The sequence below is a fragment of the Bradyrhizobium genosp. SA-3 genome (assembly GCF_004212635.1).
In the GTDB taxonomy this organism is placed as follows: Bacteria; Pseudomonadota; Alphaproteobacteria; order Rhizobiales; family Xanthobacteraceae; genus Bradyrhizobium.
Window position 1 is genome coordinate 1 of the sequence record NZ_PSRT01000119.1, and the last position, 26,112, is coordinate 26,112.

Below are 26,112 nucleotides of genomic sequence, written 5' to 3' on the forward strand. Positions count from 1 at the left end.
TGCCCGCCGCCAAAGCCGCCATGGCCGCCACCGCCAAAACCACCGCGCGCGAGAGCGGGCGCCGCAGCCGCCAGCGTCGCAGCAACTGCCGCTGCGACGAGCCCTGTGAGAAGCCTGTTCTTCATCGGAAAATCCTCCTTGCAGTGCAGCGCTAGTCCCGCTGCACGAGGAGGATCAGGAGACGCGAATGCGCTGTCCCCATCAACTTACAAATGCGCCAGATTCTGACGCGGGTGTCAGGGAGGCGGCGCTCTGTCACTCCCTCTCCCCGTTCTTACGGGGAGAGGGTGGGGTGAGCGGTGCTCCGGCAAATTCGATTTGAGTTATGAGCCGAATATCCGACGAGTCGGATAGATTCCCGTCTCGGCACCATAGTGCCCTGCCCCTCACCCGGATCGCTGACGCGATCCGACCTCTCCCCGCAAAGGGCGGGGAGAGGTTAAGGGGTCACATCCGCTTGCCGCCGCTCTTCTCGGCTGCACGCCGCAACGCCTCCGCAAGCGCGCCGCCGCCGGAGGATTCCTGCTTGCGCGGCGCCGACGAGGTCATGCGTGCGCTGTTGCGCGAATTGTTGTCGCGCTGCATGCCGGGCGCGTCCTTCTTGGCGCCAACCTCGTCATCAAGGCGCAGCGTCAGCGAGATGCGCTTGCGGGCGACCTCGAAGTCCAGCACCTTCACCTTGACGATGTCGCCGGGCTTCACCACCTCGCGCGGATCCTTGATATAGTTCTTGGACATCGCCGAGATGTGCACGAGGCCGTCCTGGTGCACGCCGATGTCGACGAAGGCGCCGAAGGCGGCGACGTTGGTCACGGTGCCTTCGAGGATCATGCCCTTCTTGAGATCCTTGATCTCCTCGACCCCCTCCTTGAACACCGCGGCCTTGAACGCCGGACGCGGGTCGCGGCCGGGCTTTTCGAGCTCGCGCAGGATGTCGGTCACGGTCGGCAGACCGAAGGTCTCGTCGACGAAATCCTTCGGCTTGAGCGTGCGCACGATCTCGCTGCTGCCGATCAGCGCCTTGATGTCGCTCTTGGTCGCCGCGAGAATCCGGCGCACCACCGGATAGGCTTCCGGATGCACGCCGGAGGCGTCAAGCGGATCCTCGCCGCCGAGGACGCGCAGGAAGCCCGCGCACTGCTCGAATGCCTTCGGCCCGAGCCGCGGCACGTCCTTGAGCGCCTTGCGCGATTTGAACGGGCCGTTGGCGTCACGGTGCGCCACGATGCTCTGCGCAAGGCCTGCGCCGACGCCAGACACGCGCGCCAGCAGCGGCGCGGAGGCGGTGTTGACGTCGACGCCGACCGCATTCACGCAGTCTTCGACCACGGCATCGAGCGATTTGGCGAGCTTGGCCTGGCCGAGGTCGTGCTGATACTGGCCGACGCCGATCGCCTTGGGCTCGATCTTGACCAGCTCGGCGAGCGGATCCTGGAGCCGCCGCGCGATCGAGACCGCGCCGCGCAGGGTGACGTCGAGGCCCGGCAATTCCTCCGAGGCGAAAGCCGAGGCCGAATAGACCGAGGCGCCGGCTTCCGACACCACGATCTTGGTCATCTTCAGTTCGGGAAGGCCCTTGACGAGGTCGGCCGCGAGCTTATCGGTCTCGCGCGAGGCGGTGCCGTTGCCGATCGCGATCAGCTCGACGCGATGCTTGAGCGCAAGCCTGCCAAGGGTCGCCAGCGACTCGTTCCATTGCCGCTGCGGCTCGTGCGGATAGATCGCGGTGGTGTCGACCACCTTGCCGGTGGCATCGACCACTGCGACCTTGACGCCGGTGCGGTAGCCGGGATCGAGCCCCATGGTGACGCGGGTGCCAGCGGGCGCCGCCAGCAACAGGTCGCGCAGATTCGAGGCGAACACGCGCACGGCCTCGGTCTCGGCCGAGTTCCACAGCCGCATGCGTAGGTCGATGTTGAGATGGACCTGGATCTTGGTCCGCCAGGCCCAGCGCACGGTGTCGATCAGCCAGCGATCGCCGGCGCGCTTGAGGTCCGCAATGCCGAACCGCTTCATGATCTTCAGTTCATAGGCGCTCGGCACACCCGGCGGCGGCGCCTCGGCCTCGGCCTGAATTTGCAGGTCGAGGATCTCTTCCTTCTCGCCGCGGAACATCGCGAGGATGCGGTGCGAGGGCAGCTTCGTCAGCGGCTCGGAGAAATCGAAATAGTCGGCGAACTTCTCGCCCTCGGTCTTCTTGCCGTCGCGCACCTTGGAGGCCATGCGCGCGTTGGTCCACATCTCCTCGCGCAGCGCGCCGATCAGGTCGGCGTCCTCGTCGAAGCGTTCGACCAGGATGGCGCGGGCGCCGTCGAGTGCGGCTGCGGCATCGGCAACGCCCTTCTCGGCGTTGACGAAGGCCTCGGCCACGACCTTGGGATCGTTGCCAGGCTCCGCCATGAGCTGATTGGCGAGCGGCTCGAGGCCGGCTTCCTTGGCGATCTCGGCCTTGGTGCGGCGCTTCGGCTTGAACGGCAGATAGATGTCTTCGAGGCGCGCCTTGCTGTCGGCAGCGAGAATGCTGGCTTCGAGAGCCGCATCGAGCTTGCCCTGCTCGCGAACCGATTCGAGGATCGCCTTGCGGCGGTCTTCGAGCTCACGCAGGTAAACCAGGCGCTCCTCCAGGGTGCGCAATTGCGCGTCGTCGAGCGCACCGGTCGCTTCCTTGCGGTAGCGGGCGATGAAGGGAACCGTGGCGCCGCCGTCGAGCAGCGTTACCGCCGCCTCGACCTGCTCGGCGCGAACCCCAAGCTCCTGCGCAATTTTCTGGTTGATATTTGCCACGCGAGAATCCCTCTATCCAAGCACGCGACACGGCGGCGAACCACCGGCCACGGGACGCCGCTTATGAACCAACCGGGGTTGATTCATCAAGGTGCAGCGGATGGCCGTCGACAGAGGATTTTTTGCCGAACCGATGCGATCTCGCCACAATCGTGGGGAGGACGACGAGTTCGTGCTGTGCTCTCGTGTCCCGGGCGCGCTGCAGCGCGCAAGCGATGCGGCGCTGAGCCGGGACCCAGGACGCGGCATGGCATGCAGCGAGATGGGCCCCGGCTCTGCAGCGCATCGTCGAAGAGACGCTGCGCTGCGTCCGGGGCACGAGAGCGGAGTGCGGCGCCCGCTCTCTCCACGCCGTCATTGCGAGGAGCACTTGCGACGAAGCAATCCAGAATCCCGCCGCGGGGAGACTCTGGATTGCTTCGCGGAGCCTGTCATCGGGCCGCGCTTCGCGCGGACCCGGTGGCTCGCAATGACGGAGCGAGGGATATGCTCCATTGAGCCCGCGGGCTTCGGTGTCCGGCGGCGGGCCGGTTGCAGCGATCCTGCGACTGTCGGATTGATACGACCGGCAGCTCAGCGCCCCTGACCTCTCCGCCCCACGCAACCCTGCCCCTCGTGCCGGCTCGGTTGATTCGGACGGTTCCTTGCGAAAGGAAGGAGGCCGCTATCCAAGAGGATTTTGACGTCATGACTTTGCCGATGAGCTGGAGTGAATGGGCGCAGCACGACGGCGTGGCGCTGGCCGCGCGCGTCCGCAACGGCGAGCTGACCGCGAAGGAACTGGCGCGGCAGGCCGCCGCCGGCGTCGCCAAGGTCAATCCGGCGCTGTCGGGCGTGGTCGAGCTGTTCGAGGACGTGATCGCCGATCCCGCCAAGGACGGCGCCAATCTCGCAGGTCCCTTCGCCGGCCTGCCCTTCCTGATGAAGGATCTGGGACCGACCATGAAAGGCCGGCTCCAGGAGATGGGCTCGCTCCTGATGCGCGGTAATCGCGCGGCCGCCGATACCTTCCTGACCGGCAAATTCCGTCACGCCGGACTGAACCTGATCGGGCGCACCACGACACCGGAATTCGGCGTGTGCAGCTCGGCCGACAATCCCGCCGTCTACGTCACGCGCAATCCATGGAATACCGACTACACCACCTGCGGCTCGTCGGCCGGCAGTGCCGCGATGGTCGCGGCCGGCGTGGTGCCGATCGCGCATGCAACCGACGGCGGCGGCTCGATCCGCATTCCCGCCGGTGTCAACGGCAATATCGGGCTAAAGGTCTCGCGCGGCGTGTTCTCGCTCGCCCCGCACATGTCCGATCTCACCGGCCTTGTCTCGATCCAGGGCTGCCAGTCGCGCTCGGTGCGCGACACCGCCGCCTTCGTCGATCACGCAAGGGGACCGGCGCCCGGCGAGTTCATGCCGTTCTGGACCACGGCACAGCCCTATTGCGAGATGATCAAGCGCGATCCGACCAAGCTCCGCATCGCGCTGTCGCACACCTGGGGCGACTACACCGCGACGCCACACATCGCGGCCGAGCTGGAGAAGGCCGGCCGTTTCCTCGAAGACCTCGGCCATCACGTCGACTACGCCCTGCCCGAGCTCGACTTCCGCGCCGCGTTCGCGGCGCAGACCACCTGCTACATCTCGAACTTTGCGGTGGTGATCTCCAACATGCTGGCCGCGCGCGGGCTGGGGAAGCCGCCGGAAGATCTGATCGAGCCCATGAACATCCGCATCTGGGAGGCCGGCCGGCACACGAGCTTCGCCGAGCGCGCGAAGATGCAAGGCGTGTTCAACACGACCTCGCGCGGCTTCGGCGCCTTCTTCGAGCAGTGGGACGTGATCCTGACGCCGGTCACCGCGCTGCCGACGCCGAAGGTCGGCACCAAGGAATATCTCACGATCTCCGACAATCCCGACGTGCTCGACTGGTTCGGCAATCTCTGGCGCAATTTCGCCTTCACGCCGCTCGCCAATCTCTGCGGCATGCCGGCGATCTCGCTACCGATGGCGACCCACGAGCACAGCCTGCCGCTCGGCATCCAGGCGATCGCCAAGCAGGCCAATGACGGCCTCTTGCTGCAACTCGCCGCCCAGATCGAGCGCGCGCTCGACGGCAAGTGGAACGGCGGCAAGAAGCCGAAGGTGCATGTGGGCTGAGAAGCTGCGATTGCGCTGACGGGCGATCGCGCTTCCTGACTCAATTCTTCACCGTCGGAATCTCCTCCGGTGGCTGCTGCTGCCCCTGCTTGTACATCGCCAGCGCCTTGTCGAGCGCTTCGCGCAGCGCCAGTGCTGCGGCCACGCTGCAACGCAGGTGCGCGGTCTGGACCACGTCGACCCTGACGGCGGCGCCGACCGGCATCAGGAGGTTCGCGGCGAGCTCGATCTGGATCGCACCGTTGTGGTGACCGAAGCAGGAGGCGCCGTCGAAATAGACGATCGGCGCCCGCTCCGAGCTGGAGGTCGAAATGGTGACGGGCCCCTGGGCGGTCGAGGGTGTTTCGGGGTCGGTCATGGGCGCTCCTTGCGGCTAGTCGAACGAACGAAGCACCCACCATCGTCGCTTCGGCCCGCCCTGTCGAGGCCAAACCGCCCGAGGCAGACCTGCGACGCCTATTCGGGGTTTTGCGCGGCGCCCGGCACTGGTCTAGAACGTCGTCATGTCCACTCTACCTACCACGCTCCCCTTCGAGGAACTCGCCGAGGCGATCCAGGGTCGCCGCTCCGACTACGGCCATATCAGCGGGCTCCAGCTTGACCGCTTCGCACCCGGCGAGGCCTGGTCCAGCCTGCCCTACCGTCCCGTCTTCGTCGGCGACACCGAGACCGGCGTTCTGCATGGCGGTGTCGTCACCGCGATGCTGGACGAGAGCTGCGGCATGGCGGTGCAGCTCGCGCTCGACGGTACGCGCGCGATCGCGACGCTCGACCTGCGTATCGACTATCAGAAGCCGGCGACGCCGGGCCTCGACATCAAGGCGCATTCGGTCTGCTATCGCACCACGCGCTCGATCGCCTTCGTTCGCTCTACCGCTTATCAGGAATCCGAGGACGATCCGGTCGCGACCGCGACGGCCTGTTTCATGATCGGCGCCAACCGCACCAACATGCTCGCCGACCGCAGGATGGATGCGCGCAGCATCCCAAAGCTCGAGGCGCCGGAGGATCCGGATGGCCCGTTCGCAAATAGCCCGTTCGCGCGCTGCCTCGGCATTCGCGTCAACGACGACGGCACGCTAACGATGCCGTTCTCGCCGAAGATCATCGGCAATCCGATCCTGCCCGCGATCCATGGCGGCATGACCGGTGCTTTCCTGGAGACCACCGCGATCGTCGGGGTGGCGCGCGAGCTCGGCACTGCGGCGCCGCCCAAACCGATCGGCCTCACCGTCAACTATCTGCGTTCCGGCCGTGCGCTCGACACGTTTGCCAACGTCTCGATCGTGAAGCAGGGCCGCCGCATTGTGGCCTTCGAGGCGCGGGCCTGGCAGGACGATGCGAACAAGCCGATCGCCACGGCCTTCGGTCATTTCATGTTGCGGCCGACGCCTGGAAGTGACGAGGAATAGGCGTATTTTACTTGACGGGCGGGGCGCAGGACACAACGATAGCGCGTCCCCGACGAGAGGTACTCTGTTGCGGCATCCGCTCGACATCATCGCCATGTTCGCCGCACTCTGGCTGCTGGCATCGATGATGCTCGACGCGCTGACGCCGAAGGAGCTGACGGCGGTGATGATCGCCATTGCGATCGGGCCCGCCATCGTCGTCACCGCCGTGTTCTACTACCTGCGCTGCCCGCGCACGGACTTTGCGGTGATGTTCGCGGCGCTCTGGCTGATCTCCGACATTGCGATTGCCTTCATCTCACCGAAGGAGTTGCCGCATTTCCTGATCATGCTCGGCTTCGTGCCGGCGCTGCTGATCGGCATCGTGCTGCACTGGCAGCGCTTCCAGCGCCGCCACGAGCGGATGCCGCTGCCTTCGGCGAAGCGGGGCTAGCCTGTTGCAAGCGTGATCAGGTGACGATTAGGCGCCTTGATGTTCACCTCTCCCCGACGGGGAGAGGTCGGATTGCGCCTGGCGATGCGAAGCATCGTCCAGTGCAATCCGGGTGAGGGGCCGCAACACTCAGTGAGACTGTAACCCCTCACCCGGATCGCATCTTTCGATGCGATCCGACCTCTCCCTTTGGGAGAGGTGAACCGCGTTCGTGGCTCGCATTTGCTCACCCAACTTCGCCGCACTTCAGCGCGGCAACAGATTCGTCTTCGCGAGGTCGAGCACTTCGTCGCCGCGGCCATTCATCACGGCGCGCAGCACCCACAAACTAAAGCCCTTGATTTGCTCCGGCGTGATGGTCGGCGGCATCGACAGCTCCTGCTTGGCGGTGACGACGTCGAGCAGCGCCGGCCCGTTATGGGCCAGCACCTCCTTCATCGCGCCGGGCAGCTCGCCGGGATCCTCGACGCGCTTCGCAAAGACGCCCATCGCACGCGCCATCGCGGCGAAATCAGGGTTCTCCAGATCGACATTGGTGTCGACGAAGCCCGCGGCCTTCATCTCCAGCGCGACGAAGCCGAGCACGCCGTTGTTGAACACGATCACCTTCACCGGCAGCTTCATCTGCGTCAGCGTGATCAGGTCCCCCATCAACATGGTGAAGCCGCCGTCGCCCGACAGTGAGATCACCTGGCGGCCGGGCTGTGCAGCCTGCGCGCCGATCGCCTGCGGCATGGCGTTGGCCATCGAGCCGTGCACGAAGGAGCCGATCAGACGGCGGCGGCCGTTCATGTCCAGATAGCGCGCGGCCCACACCGTGGGCGTGCCGACGTCGGCGGTGAACACGGCGTCGTCGGTCGCATGGTCGCTGATGACTTTTGCGAGATATTGCGGATGGATCGGCTTGGCTCCCGGCGTGCCCCTGGCGAGCTGGTCGAGTCCTTCGCGGGCCTTCTTGTAGTGCGCGACGGCATCGTCGAGATGCTTGCGCTGCGTCTTGGTCTTGAGCAGCGGCAGCAGCGCCTCGATGGTGGGCTTGACGTCGCCGACGAGCCCGAGATCGATCTTGCAGCGCCGGCCGAGATTTTCCGGGCGGATGTCGATCTGCGCGATCTGGCAGTCGGTCGAGAAGAACTGCTTGTAGGGGAAATCTGTGCCGAGCATCACCAACGCGTCGCAGGCGTGCATGGCCGCATAACCCGAGGAGAAGCCGATGAAGCCGGTCATGCCGACGTCGTAGGGGTTGTCGTGTTCGACATGCTCCTTGCCGCCGAGCGCATGCACGATCGGGCTCTTCAGCGTCTCCGCAAGCTGCATCAGCGGCGCGTGCGCGCCGGCGCAGCCGCGGCCGCAGAACAGCGTGATGCGCTCGGCGCCGTTCAGGAGATCCGCGAGCGCCCTCAGCTCATCGGCCTGCGGCACGACCTTGGGCGCTGCCAGCGTAAGCCCGCGCGTCGTCGACAGCGCGCGCTTCGGCGGGCTGCGGAAAGCGACGTCGCCAGGCATGGCGACGACGGCGACGCCGCGCAAGCCGACCGCCGCGCGGATGGCGTTCTCCAGCACGTAAGGAAGCTGGCTCGGGTCAGAGACCAGCTCGCAATAATGGCTGCACTCGCGGAACAGGTTTTGCGGATGCGTCTCCTGGAAATAGCCGCCGCCGATCTCGGCCGAGGGGATCTGCGCCGCGATCGCCAGCACAGGAACGCGGCTGCGATGCGCGTCGAACAGGCCGTTGATCAGATGCAGATTGCCCGGGCCACAGGAGCCGGCACACACCGCAAGGCTTAACGTCATCTCGGCTTCGCCGGCGGCGGCGAACGCCGCGACCTCTTCGTGCCGGACATGGATCCACTCGATGGTGCCGCGACGGCGCAGCGCCTCGGTAAATGCGTTCAGGCTGTCGCCGACGATGCCGTAGATGCGCTTGACGCCGGCCTGTTCGAGCGTTGCCACGAACAGATCGGCCACGTTGTTGATCGCCATGTCGGTCTCCTGCTTCAGCCAATCACATGCACACGATGTGCAGGCATCGATTGCGATGCCGTGAGGCACAATAAGCTATGACACGATCACCGCGTATCTGTTCCGGCTCACTCTTTCACAATCGCCCGATCGTAGGCTGTGATCGTCGCGTTCGCGCGCGCGGCGACATCGGCGGCCGACATGCCGGGCTTGTAAAGGCTGGAGCCGAGCCCGAACGCCGTCACGCCGCCCTTGATGTACTCGGCAAAATTCTGATCGGAGACACCGCCGACGGCGGCGATCATCACGCCGGCCGGCAGCACGGCGCGGATCGCGGCAATGCCGGACGCGCCGAGCACGCTCGCCGGAAAGAACTTCAGGCTCGAGGCGCCGGAGTGCGCCGCCAGCAACGCCTCGGTCGGCGAGAACACGCCCGGCATCGTCACCATGCCGTGCTGGTGCGCACGCGCCAGCACCTCGGTATCGACATTCGGCGAAACCATGAGCTTGCCGCCGACGTCGTTGAGACGATCGACGTCTGCGGCCGTCAGCACAGTGCCGGCGCCGATCAGCACGCCGGCCGGCGCGAGCTTCGCGGCGGTGCCGATCGAACGAAACGGATCGGGCGAGTTCAGCGGGATCTCGATCGCGGTCATGCCGGCCTCGATCAGCACGCCGACGATCGCCTCGGCTTCCTCGGGCTTGACGCCGCGCAGGATCGCGACCAGCGGACGCTTCATCGGCGGAAAGGGAATGCTCATCTCAAGAGTCCTTCTATTTCGTCCAGATCGCCGCAGCCGCCATCGACAATCCGCGGCGGACGGCTTCATCGGCATCGATGGGCTGCACGGTGACCGACAATGCGTCGAAAGCCAGCCGATATAGCGTTGCAAGGCGACCCGATGCGAGCAACATGACGCCTGCTTTCGGCACGGTACCGGAGAGCCCTGCCCCCAGCTCGACGCCAATCAACGTGCCCGACAGCGTTTCGCGCGCTGCGGCCGGCGTGCCGCCGAACAAGAGCTGCCGCGACCGCGCGGTGAACAGAAGATTGGCGGCGAAGGCCGGCGTCTTGAACGCTGCAATCACCGCCGCCTTGAAGCTTGCGACATCCTCGGCGTCATCGGCGCCGGCAACTGCAAGCGACAAAATCGTCTCGCGCGACACCACGCTGAAGAGTTCGCCGGTCATGAAAGTCGCAAATCGCTCGACCGTGCCGTCCTTCACGCGGACCCATTTCGAATGCGTGCCGGGCATGCAGACCAGCGCCTCGCCGGCGGCATCGAGGCCGAGCGCACCGAGCAATTGCGTCTCCTCGCCGCGCATGACGTCCGGCGCGTTTGCGTCGCGCTGCGCGATGCCCGGCAGGATGCGGATATCGCGCGCTTCGCCCGGCACAAGCGCGGCCTGTTTCAGGATGGCGGCAAGTGGCGCCGGCGTGTCGACATAGCCGGCCTCGACCCAACCCGTTTTGGCGCCGGCCATGCCGCAGACGAGCACCGGCAGATGATCCGGCGCTTCGATCGCCGCAAGATGCGATTGCAGCACGGCGGGGAATCCAGCCTTGGCCGCAGCCAGCATGCCCTCGCCGCTGCGGCGTTCCGCCAGCACTTGGCCGGCACGGTCGATCAGCCAGAGCCGGAAGCTGCTGGTGCCCCAGTCCACTGCGACATAGGCGGGTTCGGTCATCTCAATTCTCGTCCTCGTCTCACTGCCAAGACGCCGTCTCGCGACAATGAGACAGCGCCTTGCAAATCCGTCCCGGGATATCGGCTATTGCCGCCGTAAACCAGCCTTGTCTCGCAGGTCTGCGGCGCCGCCCGTGCTGGCACACCGCTTGCTGAAGCAGCTCCACTCACGTCCGTGAACCGCGCAACAAGACGCGTCAACATCAGATGAGGAAACCATGGAGATCGGCTATTTCACGATGCCTTCGCATCCGCCGGAGTGCGGCCTGAAGGAAGGGAACGACTGGGACTTGCAGGTCATGCGCTGGCTCGACGAGCTCGGCTATCAGGAAGCCTGGGTCGGCGAGCACCACACCGCGCCCTGGGAACCCAACCCGACGCCGGACCTCCTGATCGCGCAGGCGCTGATGCAGACCAAGAAGCTTCGCATCGGACCGGGCGGCTTCCTCTTGCCTTATCACCACCCGGCTGAGCTCGCCAACCGCGTCGCGATGCTGGACCATCTCTCCGAGGGCCGGCTCAATTTCGGCGTCGCGGCAAGCGGCCTGCCGAGCGACTGGGCGATGTTCAACGTCGACGGCATGAGCGGGCAGAACCGCGACATGACGCGCGAAGCGCTGGAGATCATCCTGAAGCTGTGGACTGAACCTGCGCCCTTCACCCATAAGGGCAAGTTCTGGACGGTGACCAAGCCGGACACGATGTTCGACTTCCTCAAGCCCCACATCAAGCCGCTCCAGGCGCCGCATCCGCCGATTGGCGTTGCCGGGCTATCCAAGAATTCGGACACTTTGAAGCTCGCCGGCGAGCGCGGCTTCATTCCGATGAGCCTCAACCTCAACCCGGCCTATGTCTCGAGCCATTGGGATTCGGTCGAGATCGGCGCCGCCAAGACCGGACGCAAGCCGAACCGGCAGGACTGGCGTCTGGTGCGCGAGGTGTTCGTCGCCGACACGGATGAAGAGGCCTGGAAGCTTTCGACCGGCGATATGATGGGCCGGATGATGCACGAGTACTTCCTGCCGCTGCTCGGCCATTTCGGCTTCAAGGATTATCTCAAGCACGCGCCCGACGTGCCCGACAGCGACGTCACGGTCGAATATTGCGCCAAACGGAACTGGATCGTCGGCTCGCCCGCGACCGTCGCCGAGAAGATCGAGAAGATCTACGACGAGGTCGGCGGCTTCGGCGTGCTCCTGGTGTTCGGCTTCGACTACAAGCACAAGGCGGAAGCCTGGCACCACTCGCTGTCGCTGCTGAAGAATGAGGTGATGCCGCGCCTGGCGCATCTCGGCTCCGCGAAGAAGGCAGCTTGACCTGGGCATGATCCGGAAAAGTGCGCAGCGGTTTTCCGAAGAGATCATGCTATACTTATGAAGCCGGGTGCGGCGCGATCGTACCGCACCCGTATCATTTCGGAGATTTCCGCGTGACGGTCGACGCCAAGGATTTCAAGCAGGCGATGCGCCAATGCGCCGGCGCGGTTGCGCTGGTGACGGTTGGCGCCGAGCACGGCAAGCGCACCGGGCTGACGGTGACGTCGGCTTGCTCGCTCTCCGACAATCCGCCCTCGCTGATCGTCTGCGTCAACCGCAACGCCAGCGCGCATGGGCGCATCCGCGAGGAAGGCGCCTTTGCGATCAACTTCCTGCACGAGGATCACGCCCTGCTGGCGCTAACTTTCAGCGGCCAGAAAGGCGTCAACGGCGACGACCGCTTCGCCTTCGGACAATGGACGCGCGGCGAGACCGGCGCGCCGGTGCTGACGGATGCGGTCGCGGCATTCGATTGCGTTCTGGCGCAGGAGTTCGAGACCAGCACGCATTCGATCTTCGTGGGCGAGGTGCGCGGCGTATCACATGCGGATGCGGCGAGGCCACTCGTCTATCTGCGCAGCAATTTTCACACCTCGCACGAGATCCGCGAGACCGTCGCGCTCGGCGACCTCGATGCACGGCATCTGAGCTGGACGGATTTCTCCTGACCTAGAGCAGATCATAACCAGGCGTGAGGATGCCGCGCGGATCGTGATGGCGTTTGGCGTCGCGCAGCAGCGGCCATCTCGGCCCGAAATGATCGGTCCAATCCTGCGACGACATGGCAAGCGCGCTCACCGGGTACAGCGTGCCGCCTGCACCGCGAATGCGATCGTAAACGGCGCGATTGCGAGCAAGTTGCCGGTCCGCATTCGCCTTGTCCGCCGATGCCGGGATGCGGATGAGATTGAACGGGAACACGACGCGCTCGTCGGGCAGCCGAAGCAGGGGCGTACGGCAGAGGTCCGTGAGCATCGGGTAGTACGTGATCCGCCCGAACGGGCCGAGATCATCACTGTTCAGCCCGGCCATGACCCCGCTTGCGACCTCAAGCGCGTTGCTACCGCGCAAGTACGTGAGGAGCCAGGGATGCGGATTGAACCACTGGCCGTTCGATCGCAAGAGTTTCTCGAGCTTCGCAAATGCATTGGCGTCATCACCGAAGGTGAGGTCCGAGACGGTCTCGCGCTTGTCAGCCAGGCCTGCTAGCAGCGCGTTGTCGTCGGGAGCCGTGCTGCTGTCATAGAAGACACCAGCCTCCAGTTGATAGCGCCAGTCGCCGGCGCCGTCCGGCACGACAGCGCCCTGCAACTGGTCGAAGCGCGCCTCATCCAGAGCGCGCCGCTGATCCGCGGTCAGTGAAGCAAGATCGGGATAGGACAGCAGATAGCGCCTGACACGTTCGGGTGCGCGCATCAATCGAAGCGTCGCTCTGTTGATAATCGCGCATTGTGCCAGCCCGGCGCGAACGGCGTCGAACAGTTCGGCATGCGCCGTCGGCGAGCAGGTCAGCTCCACGCCTTCGCCGGTGACGATATCGAGCTCCAGAACCTGGTCGGTCTGGAGCCCGTGCCGGGACGATGACCCGCCAATTCCGCCGACGGCAAGCGTGCCGCCAACGGACAGGCCGAGGTAATTGGTCAGCACCGGTGGCGCGAGCCCTTTGGCCAGAGTTGCCTCCAGCACCGCGTGCCAGGTAGCGCCGGCTTCGACCACGACACGGTCCGGTTCGATCCGGTGAATCGACTTGAGCGCGGCGAGGTCCATCACGATGCCGTCTTCGGCCATGGCCCGGCCGTAGGTGGCATGCCCCTGGCCGCGCGCCGCAACCTTCAGCCCCTGTCCCCTTGCCCAGCGCAGGATGTCCGCGATCTCGGCGCTCGACCTGGGCTTGCAGACGGCCCGCGGCTGCCTCTGAATGATGTGGCCAAAATCCTGCGCTGTAGCCGCGCGGGATTCTGCGTCGTCCGCAAGCAAAGCCTTAGGTGGTCGCGGGTCGCGCGAGCCCGGCGATTGTCCGGCAAAAGTGGCCGAAGCCAGCGTCGCCGTGACGCTGACGCCCGCGTGCAAGAGTGTCCGTCGATCGGGAGTCATGGTGCAGTCCTCTGCGCCCTCGCCGGGCGGATGGGCCCCTGCGCTTCAACCTGCGATCGACTGCTCGCCGGGACAACCGGCGAATCGCGGGATAGACATTCCCGCTAATCGCGAGAATGCGTTCCCGCGCGTCAGCTCAAAGCCGCTCATGCTTCAATCTCTCCGCCAGCAGGTCAACGAAGAGGTGCGTCTTGGCCGGCGGTATCGCGCTTGGCGGAAACACGGCGCGCACGGGCGTTCGCGGTGCCTCGAACGCCTCCAGCACGATTTCGAGCGCGCCCTGATCGACGAGATCGCGGATTTGCCAGAACGGCCCGTATCCGACACCGAGGTCGTGACGAGCGGCGACATGCGCAGCCGTCGTATTGTCGGTGTGAAAGCGGCCGTTCACCTGCACGATCGCCGCGCTGCCGTCGATCTGAAAGCGCCATGTGTCCACTTCGCCGCGACCGGTCCTGCGCAGGATGCATTGATGCCTGGCGAGATCGTTCGGATGATGCGGGTGGCCATGACGTGCGAAATAGGCGGGAGCGCCGTAGACGACTGTGCGCAGTTCGCCTAGCCGCCGGGTCTTCAGCGAAGAATCCGGCAATTCGCGGATCCGCACGGCGAGATCAAAACCATCGCCGACGACATCGACCGGCCGGTCGGACATGTTGACGTCGACTTCGATCTGCGGGAAGCGCGCCATGAACTCGGCGATCGCGGGCACCACATGGGTCGACCCGAACAAGACCGGTGCTGCGACCTTGAGCAGCCCCGACGGCTCGACACGCCGGTTGGCGGCTTCGAGCCGCGCTTCGGTGATTTCCGCAAGAGCCGGCTTGACGCGACGATAGAATGCCAGTCCCGCTTCGGTCGCCACCGATTGCCGCGTCGTTCGCCGAATCAGCTCGACACCGACGCTCTGTTCCAGCGCGGCCAGTGCCCGGTTCACCGATTGCAACGACCGTCCCAGTTGCCGCGCGGCGGCCGTCTGGCTGCCGGCCTCGATGACAGCTAGAAAGATTTCGATCTCCTCCATCGAGTGTGCTCCTCTTGCTCCGCCGGGAATGTATGTTCGCGGCGGAGCAATTGCCGCCCTGGGATCGATCTGCGAGAGCCGATCAAGGGCCGGGCACCGTCCGGGTTCCGGCAGGAGCCCGCGAACTCGTTAGAATGAGATCTTCAATTGTTTGATCCTGCGATAGAGCGTGGCGCGGCTGAGTTTTAGCGCGCGCGCTGCTTCGGTGACGCGGCCGCCGTGCTTGCGCAACGCGTCGACGATCGTGGCGCGCTCGGCAGCCTCGAGATCCGGCTCCGTCCTTCCGAACGGCGGCAGATCGAGATCGGCATCGGTGATGACACCATCTTCCGCCGTGCAGCCGGCGAGCCGCAGCACGTGGCGGAGCTGGCGCATGTTGCCGGGGAACGGATAGGCCACGAGCCGCGACCAGGCTTCCTCCACGAGGCGGCAGTTCGGCGCCTCCTCTCGCGCGATCTGGCGGATGACGTCGTCGCGGTCGGCGCGCTCGCGCAAGGCCGGCAATCGCACCTCCATGCCGCGCAGTCGGAAATAGAGATCGGCGCGGAAGCCTCCCTCCTCGGCCATGCGGCCGAGATCGCGATGCGTGGCGCTGATCAGGCGGATATCGACGGCGACAGGCTTGAGCGCGCCGAGCGGCCAGACCTCGCGGTTTTCCAAAACGCGCAACAGGCGCGTCTGCAGCGCGATCGGCATGTCGCCGATCTCGTCCAGGAACAGCGTGCCGCCATCGGCCTGCACGATCAGGCCCTTCGAACCATCGCGCCGCGCGCCGGTGAAGGCGCCGGCCTCGTAGCCGAACAGCTCGGCGTCGATCAGGCTCTCCGGCATCGCCGCGCAGTTCAGCGCGACATAATTGTTGCGCGCGCGGTTGCTCGCCGCGTGAATGGCGCGCGCGAACACGTCCTTGCCGACGCCGGTCTCGCCATGCAGCAGCACCGGTAGGTTGTGATCGCCGATGCTCATGAGCCGCTTCACGCTTCGGATCAGACCGGGATCGCGTCCGGCAAGCCGATGCAGGGCATCGAACCGGCCGGCAGGCGCATCGCGGCGCGGTGCATGCGACTTTGCACGCAGCGGCGGAGCAACGTGCCCCTGTCCCAACAGGCTGCCATCGGCGCGGCGCAGCTCGACGAGCTCATCCGTACCGCGCGCGCCATGATGATCGAACTTGACGTAGCGCGACAGATCGATGCCCGAGGCGATCATGCCGTCGGTGAGCCCGAGCAGTGCACGCGCGGAACGGCAGGCGCCGACGACGCGCCGGTCGTCGTCATAGGCGATGAGGCCACTGCCGCCGTCACCGGGCACGGTGGCGATCCAGGCGTTGCGGAAATGGCCACGGAAGATCGCGCCCTCCATCCGCCGCGTCGCCTCCATCGTCACCGCGAGCGCGAGCTGATGTGCGGCGCGCTCCAGATCCTCGCGGCAGGAGGTGATGTTGATGGCACCGGCGAGCCGCCCGGCCTCGTCGAACAGCGGCGCCACGGCGCAGGAGAACATGTGCCACTGGGCGCGAAAATGTTCGTCGCGATGCACCAGGATCGGCTTCTCCTCGGCCAGCGCGGTGCCGAGCCCATTGGTGCCCTCGAAGGTCTCGGCGAAGTTCGAGCCCGTGTAGATTTTCCAGTCCAGGAACATCCTTGCGTCGGCCTCGCCCGGCAGGCGGCTGAACAGCATGGTTGCGTTGGCATCGGCGAGATTGACGCAATAGCCGGCGTCGCGCAGCACACGGGCGAGATCGTCGAGCTCGGGCATTGCGAGCCTGATCGTCTCCTCCATCGGTTCGGCGGCATGCCGGATTTCGGCCTCGGTCAGCGTCTGCGGCGGGCCCTGGCGGGCAGGATCGAGCCTGTGATTGATGAGGCAGCGCCGCCAGGAATTGGCAATCCGCGAAGAAGCATCGACGTCGGCCACGTGACTGGCGACGGACAAGACACGGGCGACATGATTCGGGGCCGAAAGGCTGGCCATCGCGGACGTCTCCACCCTGTATTATTGTGCAAAGTCTGGCACCGCAGGCGGGGAAGTCAATCGGGAACCGGGAACGCACGCGGCGCAGTCAAAATTGCTGCATCGCCCTTACCACGTATCGATGCACGGCCGCTTCTTGCCCGTTCGCGCCGGCGGCTTCGGCACTGAGCGCAGGCCCGCCATGATCCAGCGCCGCGTCTCGGCGGGATCGATGACGTTGTCGATCTCGAACACGGAGGCAATCGAGACCGCCTTGCCGTTGGCGTAGAGTTCGGCGACCTTGTTGCGGTAGTAGGTCTCGCGCTCGTCGGGATCGGCGATCGCCTCCATCTCCTTGCGGAAGCCGAGGCGGACATAGCCCTCCAGCCCCATGCCGCCGAACTCGCCGGTCGGCCAGGCCGCGGTGAAGAACGAAGCATGGAAGCCGCCGCCGATCATCGACTGCGCACCGAGGCCATAACCCTTGCGCAGCACGATGCCGAACAGCGGCACGGTGAGGCTGGCGCCGGTCACGAACATGCGCGAGACGTGACGCACGATCGCGGTCTTCTCCGCTTCCGGCCCGACCATGAACCCAGGCGTGTCGCAAAGCGAGACGACGGGTAAGTCGAAGGCGTCGCAGAGCTGGAGAAAGCGCGCGGCCTTGTCACCGGCATCGGCATCGATCGCGCCACCGAGATGGCGCGGATTGTTGGCGATCAGGCCGAACGGCTTGCCTTCGATGCGGATCAGCGCGGTGATCATGCCGACGCCGTAGTCGCGGCGCAGCTCCAGCACGGAGTCCTTGTCGGCGACGAGATCGATCACGCTGCGGATGTCGTAGACGCGCAGCCGGTTCTCGGGAATCGCGCGGCGGAGCAGGCGCTGGTCGGCGGCCTGCCACTCCGTCACCGCGCCCTGGAAATAGGACAGATATTTCTGCGCGACTTTTGTGGCCTCCTCCTCGTCTTCGACGAGGATGTCGATGACGCCGTTCGGGGACTGGAACGAGACCGGGCCGACCTCGGCAGGATGATAGACGCCGAGCCCGCCGCCCTCGATCATGGCGGGGCCGCCCATGCCGATCGAGGCGTTCTTGGTGGCGATGATCACGTCGCAGCAGCCGAGCATCGCGGCATTGCCGGCGAAGCAATAGCCGGAGACGACACCGACCACGGGCACGAGGCCGGACAGCCTTGCGAACTGCACGAAGGACGGGCCGTCGAGGCCGGTCATGCCGAGCCGGTCAGTGTCGCCGGGCCGGCCGCCGCCGCCCTCGGCGTAAAACACCAGCGGGACACGCCAGTCTTCCGCCAGCGTCAGCATGCGGTCGATCTTCTTGTGGTTCATGTGGCCCTGCGTGCCCGCGAGCACGGTGTAGTCGTAGGCCACGACGATGCAGCGCCCACCTTCGGCGCCGAACTTTTCGGCATTGACGGTCGCAACGCCCATGACGAGGCCGTCGGCCGGCGTGTTCTTGATGAGATCGTCGAGCTTGCGCCGGCGCCGCTGCGCCGCGATCGCAAGGCTGCCGTACTCCATGAACGAGCCGTCGTCGACGAGCTGGGCGACGTTCTCGCGCGCGGTGCGCTGGTTGGTGTTGCGGCGGCGCTCGACCGAGGCCGGCCGATTCGCATCGAGCGTGTTGGCTTGGCGGGCGATCAGTTCGGCAAGATCGGGACGGATGTGATCGAGATCGATGTCGGCTTCCGCCGCCGTGCTATCAGCCGCGACGTCGAGCGGCTCCAGATACAGGATCGGCTCGCCATGCATCAGCGTGACGCCGTCGCCGGCAACGAGCTTCATGACGCGGCCGCCCTGCTCGGCCATGACCAGATGCTCCATCTTCATGGACTCGATCACGGCGAGCTGCTGGCCGGGGCGGACGATCTCGCCGTCCTTCACCTGGATGGCGACGATGGTTCCCTGCAGGGGCGCCGCGACCATCACCGCACCTTCAGGCACGGCTTGCGCGACATGCGCCTCCGTGGCGTGAGCGCTGCTTCGCTCGGTCGCAGCAAAGTAGAGCGGCTTGGCGGCGCCATCGGCCGCTTCCACGAGCTTGCCGATATTGCGGTCGATAAAATCGGTCGCGATGCGGTTGGTCCTGAAATCGGGATGCGCAAGCACGGCCTGAAGGAAGGCGATGTTGGTGACGACGCCGTCGATCCGAAACTCGCGCAAGGCGCGCGAGGCTTTTGTGACCACGTCGTGCCAGGCCGCGCTCGGCGTGTGCACAATGATCTTGGCCAGCAGCGAGTCGAACGCCGCGCTGGTCTTGTAGCCGGCATAGCCAAAACTGTCGACGCGAACGCCGGGCCCCGACGGCGGCTCGAACACAGCGAGCACACCGCCGGTCGGATGCGTCGCCCCCGTTTCGTCCAGCGTCTCCATGTTGACGCGCAGCTGCATCGCATGGCCGCGCGGCTTCGGAATATCCCCTTGCGCAAAGCCGATCGAGGCGAGCGTCGCACCTGCGGCGACCGCGAGCTGGGCGCGAACGAGGTCGAGGCCGAGCACCGCTTCCGTCACGGTGTGCTCGACCTGGAGCCGCGGATTGGCCTCGATGAAGGCAAAGCTGTCGTCGGCGCTGCCATCAACCAGGAACTCGAACGTGCCGAGATTGTCGTAAGAGGCGGCCGCGGCGAGCTGCTTCGCCGCCTCGATGATGCGGCCGCGCAAGCCATCGCTCAGCGACGGGCTCGGCGCGACCTCGACCAGCTTCTGGTGCCGGCGCTGGATGGTGCATTCGCGCTCCCACAGATGGGAGATTGCGCCGTGGCGGTCGCCGATGATCTGCACCTCGATATGGCGCGCCTGCCGGATCAGCCGTTCGGCATAGACGCCGTCGAAGCCGAACGCCGCCTTGGCCTCGGACTGACAGCGCGCATAGGCTTCCGCGAGATCGGCGGCATTCTCCACGACACGCATGCCGCGACCGCCACCGCCGGCCATCGCCTTGATCACGATCGCCGCCTTGCCGCCGAGCGAGGTGAAGAACGCCGTGATCTCCTCCAGCGAGGACGGCCCGCTGGTGCCCGCGATGATCGGCACACCGCAGCGTTTTGCCAGTTGCCGTGCCGCAACCTTGTCGCCGAACAGCTCGAGCGCCGCGGGCTTCGGCCCGACAAAAGCGATGCCCGCGTCAGCGCAGGCTTTTGCGAATGCCGCGTTCTCGCTGAGAAAGCCGTAGCCGGGATGCACGGCATCGCAACCGGCCGCCTTCGCCGCCTTCACCACCGCGTCGATGTCGAGATAGGCCCGCGCACCGCGGCCGGGAATTTCGACCGCTTCGTCGGCAACACGCACATGCAGCGACAGCGCATCGTCGGCGGGGTGGATCGCAACCGTCGCGATGCCGGCGTCGGCCGCGGCGCGCGCGATGCGGATGGCGATCTCGCCGCGATTGGCGATCAGGAGCTTTTTGAACGACATGCAACGGTCTCCATGCCCGCGAGGCCAGGCGCGGGTCGGCAGGTTCGATGATCCTGCTTCTTCACTTTAGCCGCAGCCGTCAAGAGCGAGAAGACCGGTCGCGATGACCGCTCCCGCGGGCCGGAATTTCGGGTCCGCAACACGCGCCGCGACGAGGCGAATAATCCACGTTACGGCAGGCAGATCGGCGACGATCAGGCCGCCCGCACGCCCGCAACGAAGGCGCTGACCTCGTCTTCGAGCGATTGCAGCTTCTGCGTCAGCCGGCCGCTCGATTGCAGCACGAGGCCGGCGGCCTGGCCGGTTTCGGCCGTGGCATCGGTGACGCCGGAGATGTTTTGCGAGACCTGGTCCGTGCCGGACGCTGCCTCCTGCACGTTGCGCGCGATCGCCTGCGTCGCGGCGCCCTGCTCTTCGACCGCGGCGGCGATCGACGAGGAGATCTCGTTGACCTCCATGATGGTGACTCGGATGCTCTCGATGTTGCCGACGACCTCGTTGGTCTCGGCCTGGATCGCGGCGATCTGCGCGCCGATCTCGTCGGTCGCCTTCGCGGTCTGGCTCGCCAGCGATTTCACTTCGCTCGCGACCACTGCAAAGCCCTTGCCAGCTTCGCCCGCCCGCGCCGCCTCGATGGTGGCGTTGAGCGCGAGCAGATTGGTCTGCGAGGCGATCTGGTTGATGAGGTCGATGACCTCGCCGATCTTGTGCGCGGCCGCGGCCAGCCCCTGCACGGTGTCGTTGGTGCGCTGACCGTCGGCAGCGGCCTTGTCGGCCACGCTGGCAGCCTGCGCGACGCGCTGGCTGATTTCGGTGATCGAAGACGACAGCTCGCCGGCGGCGGAGGCGACCGTCTGCACGTTGCTCGAGGCCTGCTGGCAGGCGGTGGCGACGAAGCTCGCGCGGTCGGTCGCCTTATTCGCAGTCTCCGACATGCCCTGCGCGGCCTGCTGCATCGCGCGCGCCTCGTTGAAGACGTCGCGGACGACGGCCTGAACGCTCGCCTCGAACTTGCCGGCAAGATCGGCCATCGCCCTGCGCTTCTCGTCGTCGGCCTTCTGCTTCAGCTCCTGCTGCTCGGCATGCATCCGGCTGACCGCCGACGCATTGTCCTTGAATACGGCGAGCGCCTTGGCGAGCCCGCCAATCTCGTCGCGGCGATCGGTGTGGGGCACATCGAACGCGCTATCGCCGGCGGCGAGCCGCTCGGTCAGCGCGGTGATCTTGGCCAGCGGCCGGGTGACGCTTCGCCCGATCAGGAAAGAGGCGCCGAGAACCAGGATCAGCACAGCGAGGCATATATAGCCGAACGTCATCGCATTCTGGCGGAAGACGGCGTCGACGTCGTCGAGATAGATGCCGGTGCCGATGATCCAGCCCCAGGGCGCAAAGCCCTTCACATAGGAGATTTTCCCAACCGGCTGGTCGAAACCGGGCTTCGGCCAGAGGTAGCCGTAGAAGCCCGCGCCATGCTTGTTGACGACGTCAACGAAGCCCATGAACAGCGCGTTGCCGGCGGGATCCTTCATCCCGGAGAGGTCCTTGCCGTCGAGTTCGGGCTTGATCGGGTGCATGACCATTTTGGGGGCCATGTCGTTGATCCAGAAATACTCGACCTTGTCGTAGCGCAGGCTCTTGATTTCTCCCATTGCACCGGCCTGAGCCTGCTCGCGCGAGAGCTTTCCTTCGCTCTCGAGCTTCTGGTAGTGCGCCAGGATGCCGTAGCCGACGTCGACCATGTGCTGCGTCTTGGCCTGGCGGTCGGCGATCATCTGCGCGCGCAGGGTCGACAGCGCGATCGGCGCCAGCGCGACCATGCCGAGCAGGCTGATGCCGACAATCAGGACCAGCTTGAAACTGATGCGGGAGAAAATCATCGGTGCTCGCAAGAATTGGAAGGGCTGATATGTCTGTTTATCCCGTTCCCCTTAGCAAAGCTTTAAGCATTGGATTCCCCAGAGCCGCGTAGAACTGCGTGAGGATGGGGCGCCATTCATCCGGCGGCGACCTGCGTCCTCGATCCCCCGCCGTCGTGGACGTCGCTGGAGAGGGTTGGAATGCGTCGACGCTTCCCTGCATTGGAATAGTTCGAGACAAGGCCCGAGATCCAAGCTCTTTAGATCTAGAAGACCTCGATATCGCCCCTCCGAGCGTTGACTTGCAGAGGGCTCTGGCAGAACGATCGGCGCAGATCAGCAACGCCAACCGTGGCGTGAGCGCAGCCGAATGCCGGAGCCTCAATGCATCAATCGACATCTAAGGGTCCCTCGACCTTCCCGCGCTGAGCGCGGCGGAGCGGCTCTTCATCTGGGGATTTCGGGCCAAAGCACGCAGCGGAAGTGCGGTCCCGACCGCAGCCGATATCAAGCAGGTGTACGACCATTTTCGCGTCGGCGATGCCGTGCCCTCGCTGGAATCCATCATCGAGATCTTTGCGTGCACGGCGCATACGGCGATCGAAGTGCACTGCCCCACCTGCCCGCGCATGTCCGACAGCGAGCACGGAATCCTGCGGGCGATTGCCGCGGCCCAGCAGGAACGCATCGACGTCGCACGCGAGCAGTTCGAGTGCTGGCTGCCGCCGGTGGGAGCCGATTGGGCGCTGGCGCCGGTGTGCGGGCTTGCAACGATCTTTCGCATGGCGGGTCTCATCCTGCCCGACCGGCACGTCCGCTCATTCGAGCATGATCGGACGATGGCCATGAAAAGCTGGTTTGTGGGCAGTCCCACGCTGCACTGATGGGATCGCTGATGATGCAGGACGCGTGCGGTTCCGTGCCAGTCCCGAAGCGGCTCTGCCCGCTCCAGGCCGTACTTTCGACGCCACAAAACCTCGAGAGCTACGATCAGTTTTCCCGCGTCGCGCTGTCGTTGTTCCGCTTCATCGGGGCGGCCTATGCGACCGGCGCGTCCGATTGCTGGGAAGCGGCCTACCGCTTCGCCGACGAGACTCCTGATATTGCCGACAGCGCGTTGCTGGTGGCGCGGGCCGCCGCGCTCGTCAGGATCCTGCGCAGCGGCCGGCCATGCGAACTGTGCTTCATGCCGCCGTCCTGCCGGCGCCTGTCGAAGGACGAGACGGAGCTGATGCGGTTGCTCGCCGTCGCACGCCGCAAGCAGCCGGGCGAGCTCGAATCCATGGTTTGCCAGTTCGTCAGCTCCGGCAAGGAGGATGCCGCGACGCGCGCGGTCAACGCGCTCGCGTTGTGCTGACACTTTGACGGGTTCTAGTCGCATCCGCAGCAGCCTTGCGGTATCAACATCGCCGTGGAGAGGCGGAGCTCGACGCCTTCCATGAAACCTCCAGACGATCCCAGCGCGACCACCGCTGGGATCGTCGTTCTGGCATGTCCACCAAAAGCGCGATGAGATTAGGATGAATCGTCATCGCGCTTTAGGTTGTTGTTTGAGCATGATCTTTTCGGAAAACCGCTGGGCACTTTTCCGGATCATGCTTTAGCCGCCCTTCTTGCCCAGCACGAGGTCGATCGTGTGGGCGGCGATCTTGCGCAATTGCGGCTCGTCGCCGAACGCGCGTTCGAGCACGGCGAGTCCACGCGTCACCGTGACGATGTGCAGAGCTGCGGTGGCGGGGTTGCCACTGAACTCGCCGCGTTCAGCGCCGGCCGACAACGTATCCTGGACCAGAGTAGTGATGCGCGAGACGAGGCTTGCAAAAGCCTGACGCGCCTCTTCATCCAGCCCTTCGCCTTCGGCCGCGCCGAGCTCCATCAAGCCACGCGTGGTCGGACATCCCCGCGGCGGAGAGCCCGAGCGGAAGTTGCTGATGGTCAGGTCGAAGAACGCGGTGAGGCGTTTGCGCAATGAGCCCGCGCCGAGCGCCCTTTGCAGGGCGACGAGATAATCGCCTGAGTAACGTTCATAGGCTTTCAGGAACAGCGCCTCCTTGCTGCCGAACGCATTGTAGAGGCTGCCACGCTGGACGCCGGCGTCACGCGCGATGTCCGACAGCGACGTGCCGCGCACACCCTTGCGCCAGAACTGGTCGAACGCGATGCGCAGGACGTCGTCGTGGTCGAACTCGCGCGGTCTCAAATGGCGATCCTCCTGCCCGGTCCCGAATGAGCCGGCAGTATTTGACATGGTGTCAAGAACGTGCTTTTTTGACACTACGTCAAAAATAAATTGAGGTCGATCGCCAGCTCCGTTCCTGGGCCGGCCCGCAAGCAGGCGGTCGCGCCGGAAAGCAAAAGGGGAATCCCGATGCCTCTGCTTCACATCTCGATGCGCGCCGGCAAGCCGGAAGCCTACCGGCAGGCGATCCTCGACGGCCTCTACCGCGCCATGCGCGAGGCGCTGAACGTGCCCGAGGGCGACCAATTCATGACCATCAGTGAGCTCGAGCCCGCGAATTTCCGCTGCGGCAACGCCTACGGCGTCGAGCGCAGCGATGACGCCGTGCTGATCCAGATCACGGTGTTCGCCTCGCGCACCGCCGAGCAGAAGAAGGCGCTGTATCGCCGGATCGCGGACCTGCTCGGCGAAAACCCGGGCATCCGGCCCGCGGACGTGTTCGTGAACGTGCTCGATGCGCCCAAGGAGAACTGGTCTGTCGGCCACGGAATCGCACAATTCGCGTGAGTTTGCCGGATCTGCCGACGCCCTCTTGAGAATTGCCGGCCGGAAGGGTCTGATAGGCTGCGGAGGAAGCCTCCGCCGAGCCGAACCCGGGACCTGAACGGCATGACCATGTCGGTCGAGCAATTGTGGAGCTTGCCGGAAACGGCGCTGATTGGCGCCTATGCGGAGGCGCGGCGTCGCTACGCGGAGAAGAAGTTCGAGCGCGACACCCAGCGGGCGCGACTCGAATGGATGCGCGCAAAGCTGTTCGTCAACACGCAAGGCAACGTGACCGAACGCAAGATGGCGGTCGACGTGTCGGAGGAACTGGCGCGCAAGGGCCAGGAGGTCCGCGAGATGACGCGCGATCTCGACATGCTGAAGATCGAGGTGGACGTGATCGACACCATGATCCGGCTGCGCGGCGCGCATGGCGCGCCTCCGGTCCATGCGGACGAGACGGCCGAGAAGCCGGCCGAGCCGGAGGTTGAGTGAGATGATGGCGTTCCGGGGAAGCTGCCTCTGCGGCGAAGTCGCGTTCGAGGTCGAGGGTCCGTTCGACCGCTTCCTCAACTGCCATTGCTCGCGCTGCCGCAAGGCGACCGGGACGGCGCATTCCTGCGAGGTCATCGTGAAGGCGCAAGCACTGCGATGGCTGCGCGGAGAGACGTCCGTTGTGCGCTTTGATCTGCCCAATGCGCGAAGCTTCGCGACCGCGTTCTGCAAGATTTGCGGCAGCCCGATGCCGCACCTGACGCGTAGCGGGCGCGAGGCGATCATCCATGCCGGCGCCTTCGACGAGCCGCTGGGTGCGACGCCCGACCGGCACGTACAGTGGGCATCCCGCGCGGCATGGTATGTCCACGGGGACGGATTGCCCGTGGAGAATTGAGACGCCGCGCACGCTTCACACCGTCGCAACGCACGACTCCATGATCCCATCGATCTCGGTTTTCGAGAGCACGCCGAGCTCGGCGATGAAGACGATCCGCGTCCGCGGCACGCCCGGCGCCGGCGCATCGCCCGGCGCCAGCGTGGCGCGGCCGGCGGCGAACTGAAACACCATCTGGCGGCCGGGCTGCTCGACGCTCTCGAACAGGCCTTTTGCGCGCGCCAGTCTTGGAGCGAGCCGGCCGATGGCCTGCTGCAAGCGGGGCAACGAGATGGGCTGGTCCGAGGTCCAGCTCAGCGTCTCGAAGCGCTCTTCCGCCGGCCGTCGCGGCGCCACCTCGCGCGGGGCGGGCGCGCGGTCGGCATTCGCGGGAAACAGCAG

Annotated in this window: 22 protein-coding genes; 10 read left to right on the plus strand and 12 right to left on the minus strand. The window is 65.6% G+C overall.

The features are described 5' to 3' along the window. Positions 1-447 precede the first annotated feature (447 nt). Positions 448-2,784: a Tex family protein gene (locus tag CWO91_RS31850; protein ID WP_130219383.1), complete on the minus strand. Its 2,337-nt coding sequence runs from the start codon at positions 2,782-2,784 to the stop codon at positions 448-450. Between the two features lie 687 nt (positions 2,785-3,471). Here CWO91_RS31850 and CWO91_RS31860 point away from each other — a divergent pair. Next, the gene (locus CWO91_RS31860; RefSeq protein ID WP_165405857.1) at positions 3,472-4,941 is read left to right on the plus strand and encodes an amidase; all 1,470 of its coding nucleotides are present in this window, start codon (positions 3,472-3,474) and stop codon (positions 4,939-4,941) included. Positions 4,942-4,981: 40 nt separating this feature from the next. Here CWO91_RS31860 and CWO91_RS43375 read toward each other — a convergent pair whose 3' ends face one another. Further along, the gene (locus tag CWO91_RS43375; RefSeq protein ID WP_165405858.1) at positions 4,982-5,299 is read right to left on the minus strand and encodes a hypothetical protein; all 318 of its coding nucleotides are present in this window, start codon (positions 5,297-5,299) and stop codon (positions 4,982-4,984) included. Between the two features lie 145 nt (positions 5,300-5,444). Here CWO91_RS43375 and CWO91_RS31870 point away from each other — a divergent pair, with 145 nt between their 5' ends. Both CWO91_RS31870 and CWO91_RS31875 read left to right on the plus strand, forming a co-directional pair. After that, positions 5,445-6,353, plus strand: a complete 909-nt coding sequence (locus tag CWO91_RS31870; protein ID WP_130219384.1) for a PaaI family thioesterase — start codon at positions 5,445-5,447, stop codon at positions 6,351-6,353. Positions 6,354-6,420: 67 nt separating this feature from the next. Beyond that, positions 6,421-6,786, plus strand: a complete 366-nt coding sequence (locus CWO91_RS31875; RefSeq protein ID WP_165405859.1) for a hypothetical protein — start codon at positions 6,421-6,423, stop codon at positions 6,784-6,786. A gap of 246 nt (positions 6,787-7,032) precedes the next feature. Here CWO91_RS31875 and poxB read toward each other — a convergent pair whose 3' ends face one another. From poxB to CWO91_RS31890, 3 genes are all read right to left on the minus strand, one after another. Continuing rightward, complete coding sequence (gene poxB, locus CWO91_RS31880) at positions 7,033-8,769, minus strand: ubiquinone-dependent pyruvate dehydrogenase (protein WP_130219386.1); 1,737 nt, start codon at positions 8,767-8,769, stop codon at positions 7,033-7,035. Between the two features lie 107 nt (positions 8,770-8,876). Beyond that, positions 8,877-9,509: a 2-dehydro-3-deoxy-6-phosphogalactonate aldolase gene (locus CWO91_RS31885; protein WP_130219388.1), complete on the minus strand. Its 633-nt coding sequence runs from the start codon at positions 9,507-9,509 to the stop codon at positions 8,877-8,879. 13 nt (positions 9,510-9,522) lie between these two features. Next, positions 9,523-10,437, minus strand: a complete 915-nt coding sequence (locus tag CWO91_RS31890) for a 2-dehydro-3-deoxygalactonokinase (protein ID WP_130219396.1) — start codon at positions 10,435-10,437, stop codon at positions 9,523-9,525. Between the two features lie 217 nt (positions 10,438-10,654). On the opposite strand from CWO91_RS31890, the gene CWO91_RS31895 reads away from it, so the two are divergent. Both CWO91_RS31895 and CWO91_RS31900 read left to right on the plus strand, forming a co-directional pair. Further along, the gene (locus CWO91_RS31895; RefSeq protein ID WP_128941523.1) at positions 10,655-11,752 is read left to right on the plus strand and encodes an LLM class flavin-dependent oxidoreductase; all 1,098 of its coding nucleotides are present in this window, start codon (positions 10,655-10,657) and stop codon (positions 11,750-11,752) included. A gap of 113 nt (positions 11,753-11,865) precedes the next feature. Next, complete coding sequence (locus CWO91_RS31900; protein ID WP_130219398.1) at positions 11,866-12,420, plus strand: flavin reductase family protein; 555 nt, start codon at positions 11,866-11,868, stop codon at positions 12,418-12,420. A gap of 1 nt (position 12,421) precedes the next feature. Here the strand turns inward: CWO91_RS31900 and CWO91_RS31905 are convergent, their stop codons facing one another. The 5 genes from CWO91_RS31905 to CWO91_RS31925 form a co-directional block, all read right to left on the minus strand. After that, on the minus strand, positions 12,422-13,846 hold the full coding sequence (locus CWO91_RS31905) for an FAD-binding protein (RefSeq protein WP_130219400.1): 1,425 nt from the start codon (positions 13,844-13,846) through the stop codon (positions 12,422-12,424). Between the two features lie 136 nt (positions 13,847-13,982). Beyond that, entirely contained in the window at positions 13,983-14,870 is an 888-nt protein-coding gene (locus CWO91_RS31910) for a LysR family transcriptional regulator (protein WP_130219402.1), read from the minus strand. A gap of 129 nt (positions 14,871-14,999) precedes the next feature. Further along, positions 15,000-16,844 (minus strand): sigma-54-dependent Fis family transcriptional regulator, encoded by a 1,845-nt coding sequence (locus tag CWO91_RS31915; protein WP_165405860.1) that lies wholly within the window; start codon positions 16,842-16,844, stop codon positions 15,000-15,002. 108 nt (positions 16,845-16,952) lie between these two features. Next, positions 16,953-20,258: an acetyl-CoA carboxylase family protein gene (locus tag CWO91_RS31920; RefSeq protein WP_130219406.1), complete on the minus strand. Its 3,306-nt coding sequence runs from the start codon at positions 20,256-20,258 to the stop codon at positions 16,953-16,955. A 194-nt stretch (positions 20,259-20,452) separates the two neighbouring features. Beyond that, positions 20,453-22,135: a methyl-accepting chemotaxis protein gene (locus CWO91_RS31925; RefSeq protein WP_130219408.1), complete on the minus strand. Its 1,683-nt coding sequence runs from the start codon at positions 22,133-22,135 to the stop codon at positions 20,453-20,455. Between the two features lie 494 nt (positions 22,136-22,629). On the opposite strand from CWO91_RS31925, the gene CWO91_RS31930 reads away from it, so the two are divergent. Next, a complete protein-coding gene (locus tag CWO91_RS31930) occupies positions 22,630-22,998 on the plus strand; it encodes a hypothetical protein (protein ID WP_245471449.1) in 369 nt (122 codons plus the stop codon). 11 nt (positions 22,999-23,009) lie between these two features. Then, positions 23,010-23,471 (plus strand): hypothetical protein, encoded by a 462-nt coding sequence (locus tag CWO91_RS31935; RefSeq protein WP_165405861.1) that lies wholly within the window; start codon positions 23,010-23,012, stop codon positions 23,469-23,471. A gap of 243 nt (positions 23,472-23,714) precedes the next feature. Here CWO91_RS31935 and CWO91_RS31940 read toward each other — a convergent pair whose 3' ends face one another. After that, a complete protein-coding gene (locus CWO91_RS31940) occupies positions 23,715-24,314 on the minus strand; it encodes a TetR/AcrR family transcriptional regulator (protein WP_130219412.1) in 600 nt (199 codons plus the stop codon). Between the two features lie 168 nt (positions 24,315-24,482). Here CWO91_RS31940 and CWO91_RS31945 point away from each other — a divergent pair, with 168 nt between their 5' ends. The 3 genes from CWO91_RS31945 (at position 24,483) to CWO91_RS31955 (ending at position 25,731) form a co-directional block, all read left to right on the plus strand. Further along, positions 24,483-24,860: a tautomerase family protein gene (locus CWO91_RS31945; RefSeq protein WP_130219414.1), complete on the plus strand. Its 378-nt coding sequence runs from the start codon at positions 24,483-24,485 to the stop codon at positions 24,858-24,860. A gap of 102 nt (positions 24,861-24,962) precedes the next feature. Beyond that, positions 24,963-25,334: a hypothetical protein gene (locus tag CWO91_RS31950; RefSeq protein WP_130219416.1), complete on the plus strand. Its 372-nt coding sequence runs from the start codon at positions 24,963-24,965 to the stop codon at positions 25,332-25,334. 1 nt (position 25,335) lies between these two features. After that, positions 25,336-25,731, plus strand: coding sequence for a GFA family protein (locus tag CWO91_RS31955; protein WP_130219418.1), 396 nt, complete (start codon positions 25,336-25,338; stop codon positions 25,729-25,731). A 15-nt stretch (positions 25,732-25,746) separates the two neighbouring features. Here the strand turns inward: CWO91_RS31955 and CWO91_RS31960 are convergent. Further along, on the minus strand, positions 25,747-26,112 hold a 366-nt coding region (locus tag CWO91_RS31960), incomplete at its 5' end, for a GTP-binding protein (protein ID WP_130219420.1).

Excerpts from the sequence above, each read along its gene's own strand:
- CWO91_RS31860 (WP_165405857.1), top strand. The coding sequence starts at position 3,472 with ATGACTTTGCCGATGAGCTGGAGTGAATGGGCGCAGCACGACGGCGTG.
- CWO91_RS43375 (WP_165405858.1), bottom strand. The coding sequence starts at position 5,299 with ATGACCGACCCCGAAACACCCTCGACCGCCCAGGGGCCCGTCACCATT.
- CWO91_RS31870 (WP_130219384.1), top strand. The coding sequence starts at position 5,445 with ATGTCCACTCTACCTACCACGCTCCCCTTCGAGGAACTCGCCGAGGCG.
- poxB (WP_130219386.1), bottom strand. The coding sequence starts at position 8,769 with ATGGCGATCAACAACGTGGCCGATCTGTTCGTGGCAACGCTCGAACAG.
- CWO91_RS31885 (WP_130219388.1), bottom strand. The coding sequence starts at position 9,509 with ATGAGCATTCCCTTTCCGCCGATGAAGCGTCCGCTGGTCGCGATCCTG.
- CWO91_RS31890 (WP_130219396.1), bottom strand. The coding sequence starts at position 10,437 with ATGACCGAACCCGCCTATGTCGCAGTGGACTGGGGCACCAGCAGCTTC.
- CWO91_RS31895 (WP_128941523.1), top strand. The coding sequence starts at position 10,655 with ATGGAGATCGGCTATTTCACGATGCCTTCGCATCCGCCGGAGTGCGGC.
- CWO91_RS31905 (WP_130219400.1), bottom strand. The coding sequence starts at position 13,846 with ATGACTCCCGATCGACGGACACTCTTGCACGCGGGCGTCAGCGTCACG.
- CWO91_RS31910 (WP_130219402.1), bottom strand. The coding sequence starts at position 14,870 with ATGGAGGAGATCGAAATCTTTCTAGCTGTCATCGAGGCCGGCAGCCAG.
- CWO91_RS31915 (WP_165405860.1), bottom strand. The coding sequence starts at position 16,844 with ATGGCCAGCCTTTCGGCCCCGAATCATGTCGCCCGTGTCTTGTCCGTC.
- CWO91_RS31920 (WP_130219406.1), bottom strand. The coding sequence starts at position 20,258 with ATGTCGTTCAAAAAGCTCCTGATCGCCAATCGCGGCGAGATCGCCATC.
- CWO91_RS31925 (WP_130219408.1), bottom strand. The coding sequence starts at position 22,135 with ATGATTTTCTCCCGCATCAGTTTCAAGCTGGTCCTGATTGTCGGCATC.
- CWO91_RS31935 (WP_165405861.1), top strand. The coding sequence starts at position 23,010 with ATGATGCAGGACGCGTGCGGTTCCGTGCCAGTCCCGAAGCGGCTCTGC.
- CWO91_RS31945 (WP_130219414.1), top strand. The coding sequence starts at position 24,483 with ATGCCTCTGCTTCACATCTCGATGCGCGCCGGCAAGCCGGAAGCCTAC.
- CWO91_RS31950 (WP_130219416.1), top strand. The coding sequence starts at position 24,963 with ATGACCATGTCGGTCGAGCAATTGTGGAGCTTGCCGGAAACGGCGCTG.
- CWO91_RS31955 (WP_130219418.1), top strand. The coding sequence starts at position 25,336 with ATGATGGCGTTCCGGGGAAGCTGCCTCTGCGGCGAAGTCGCGTTCGAG.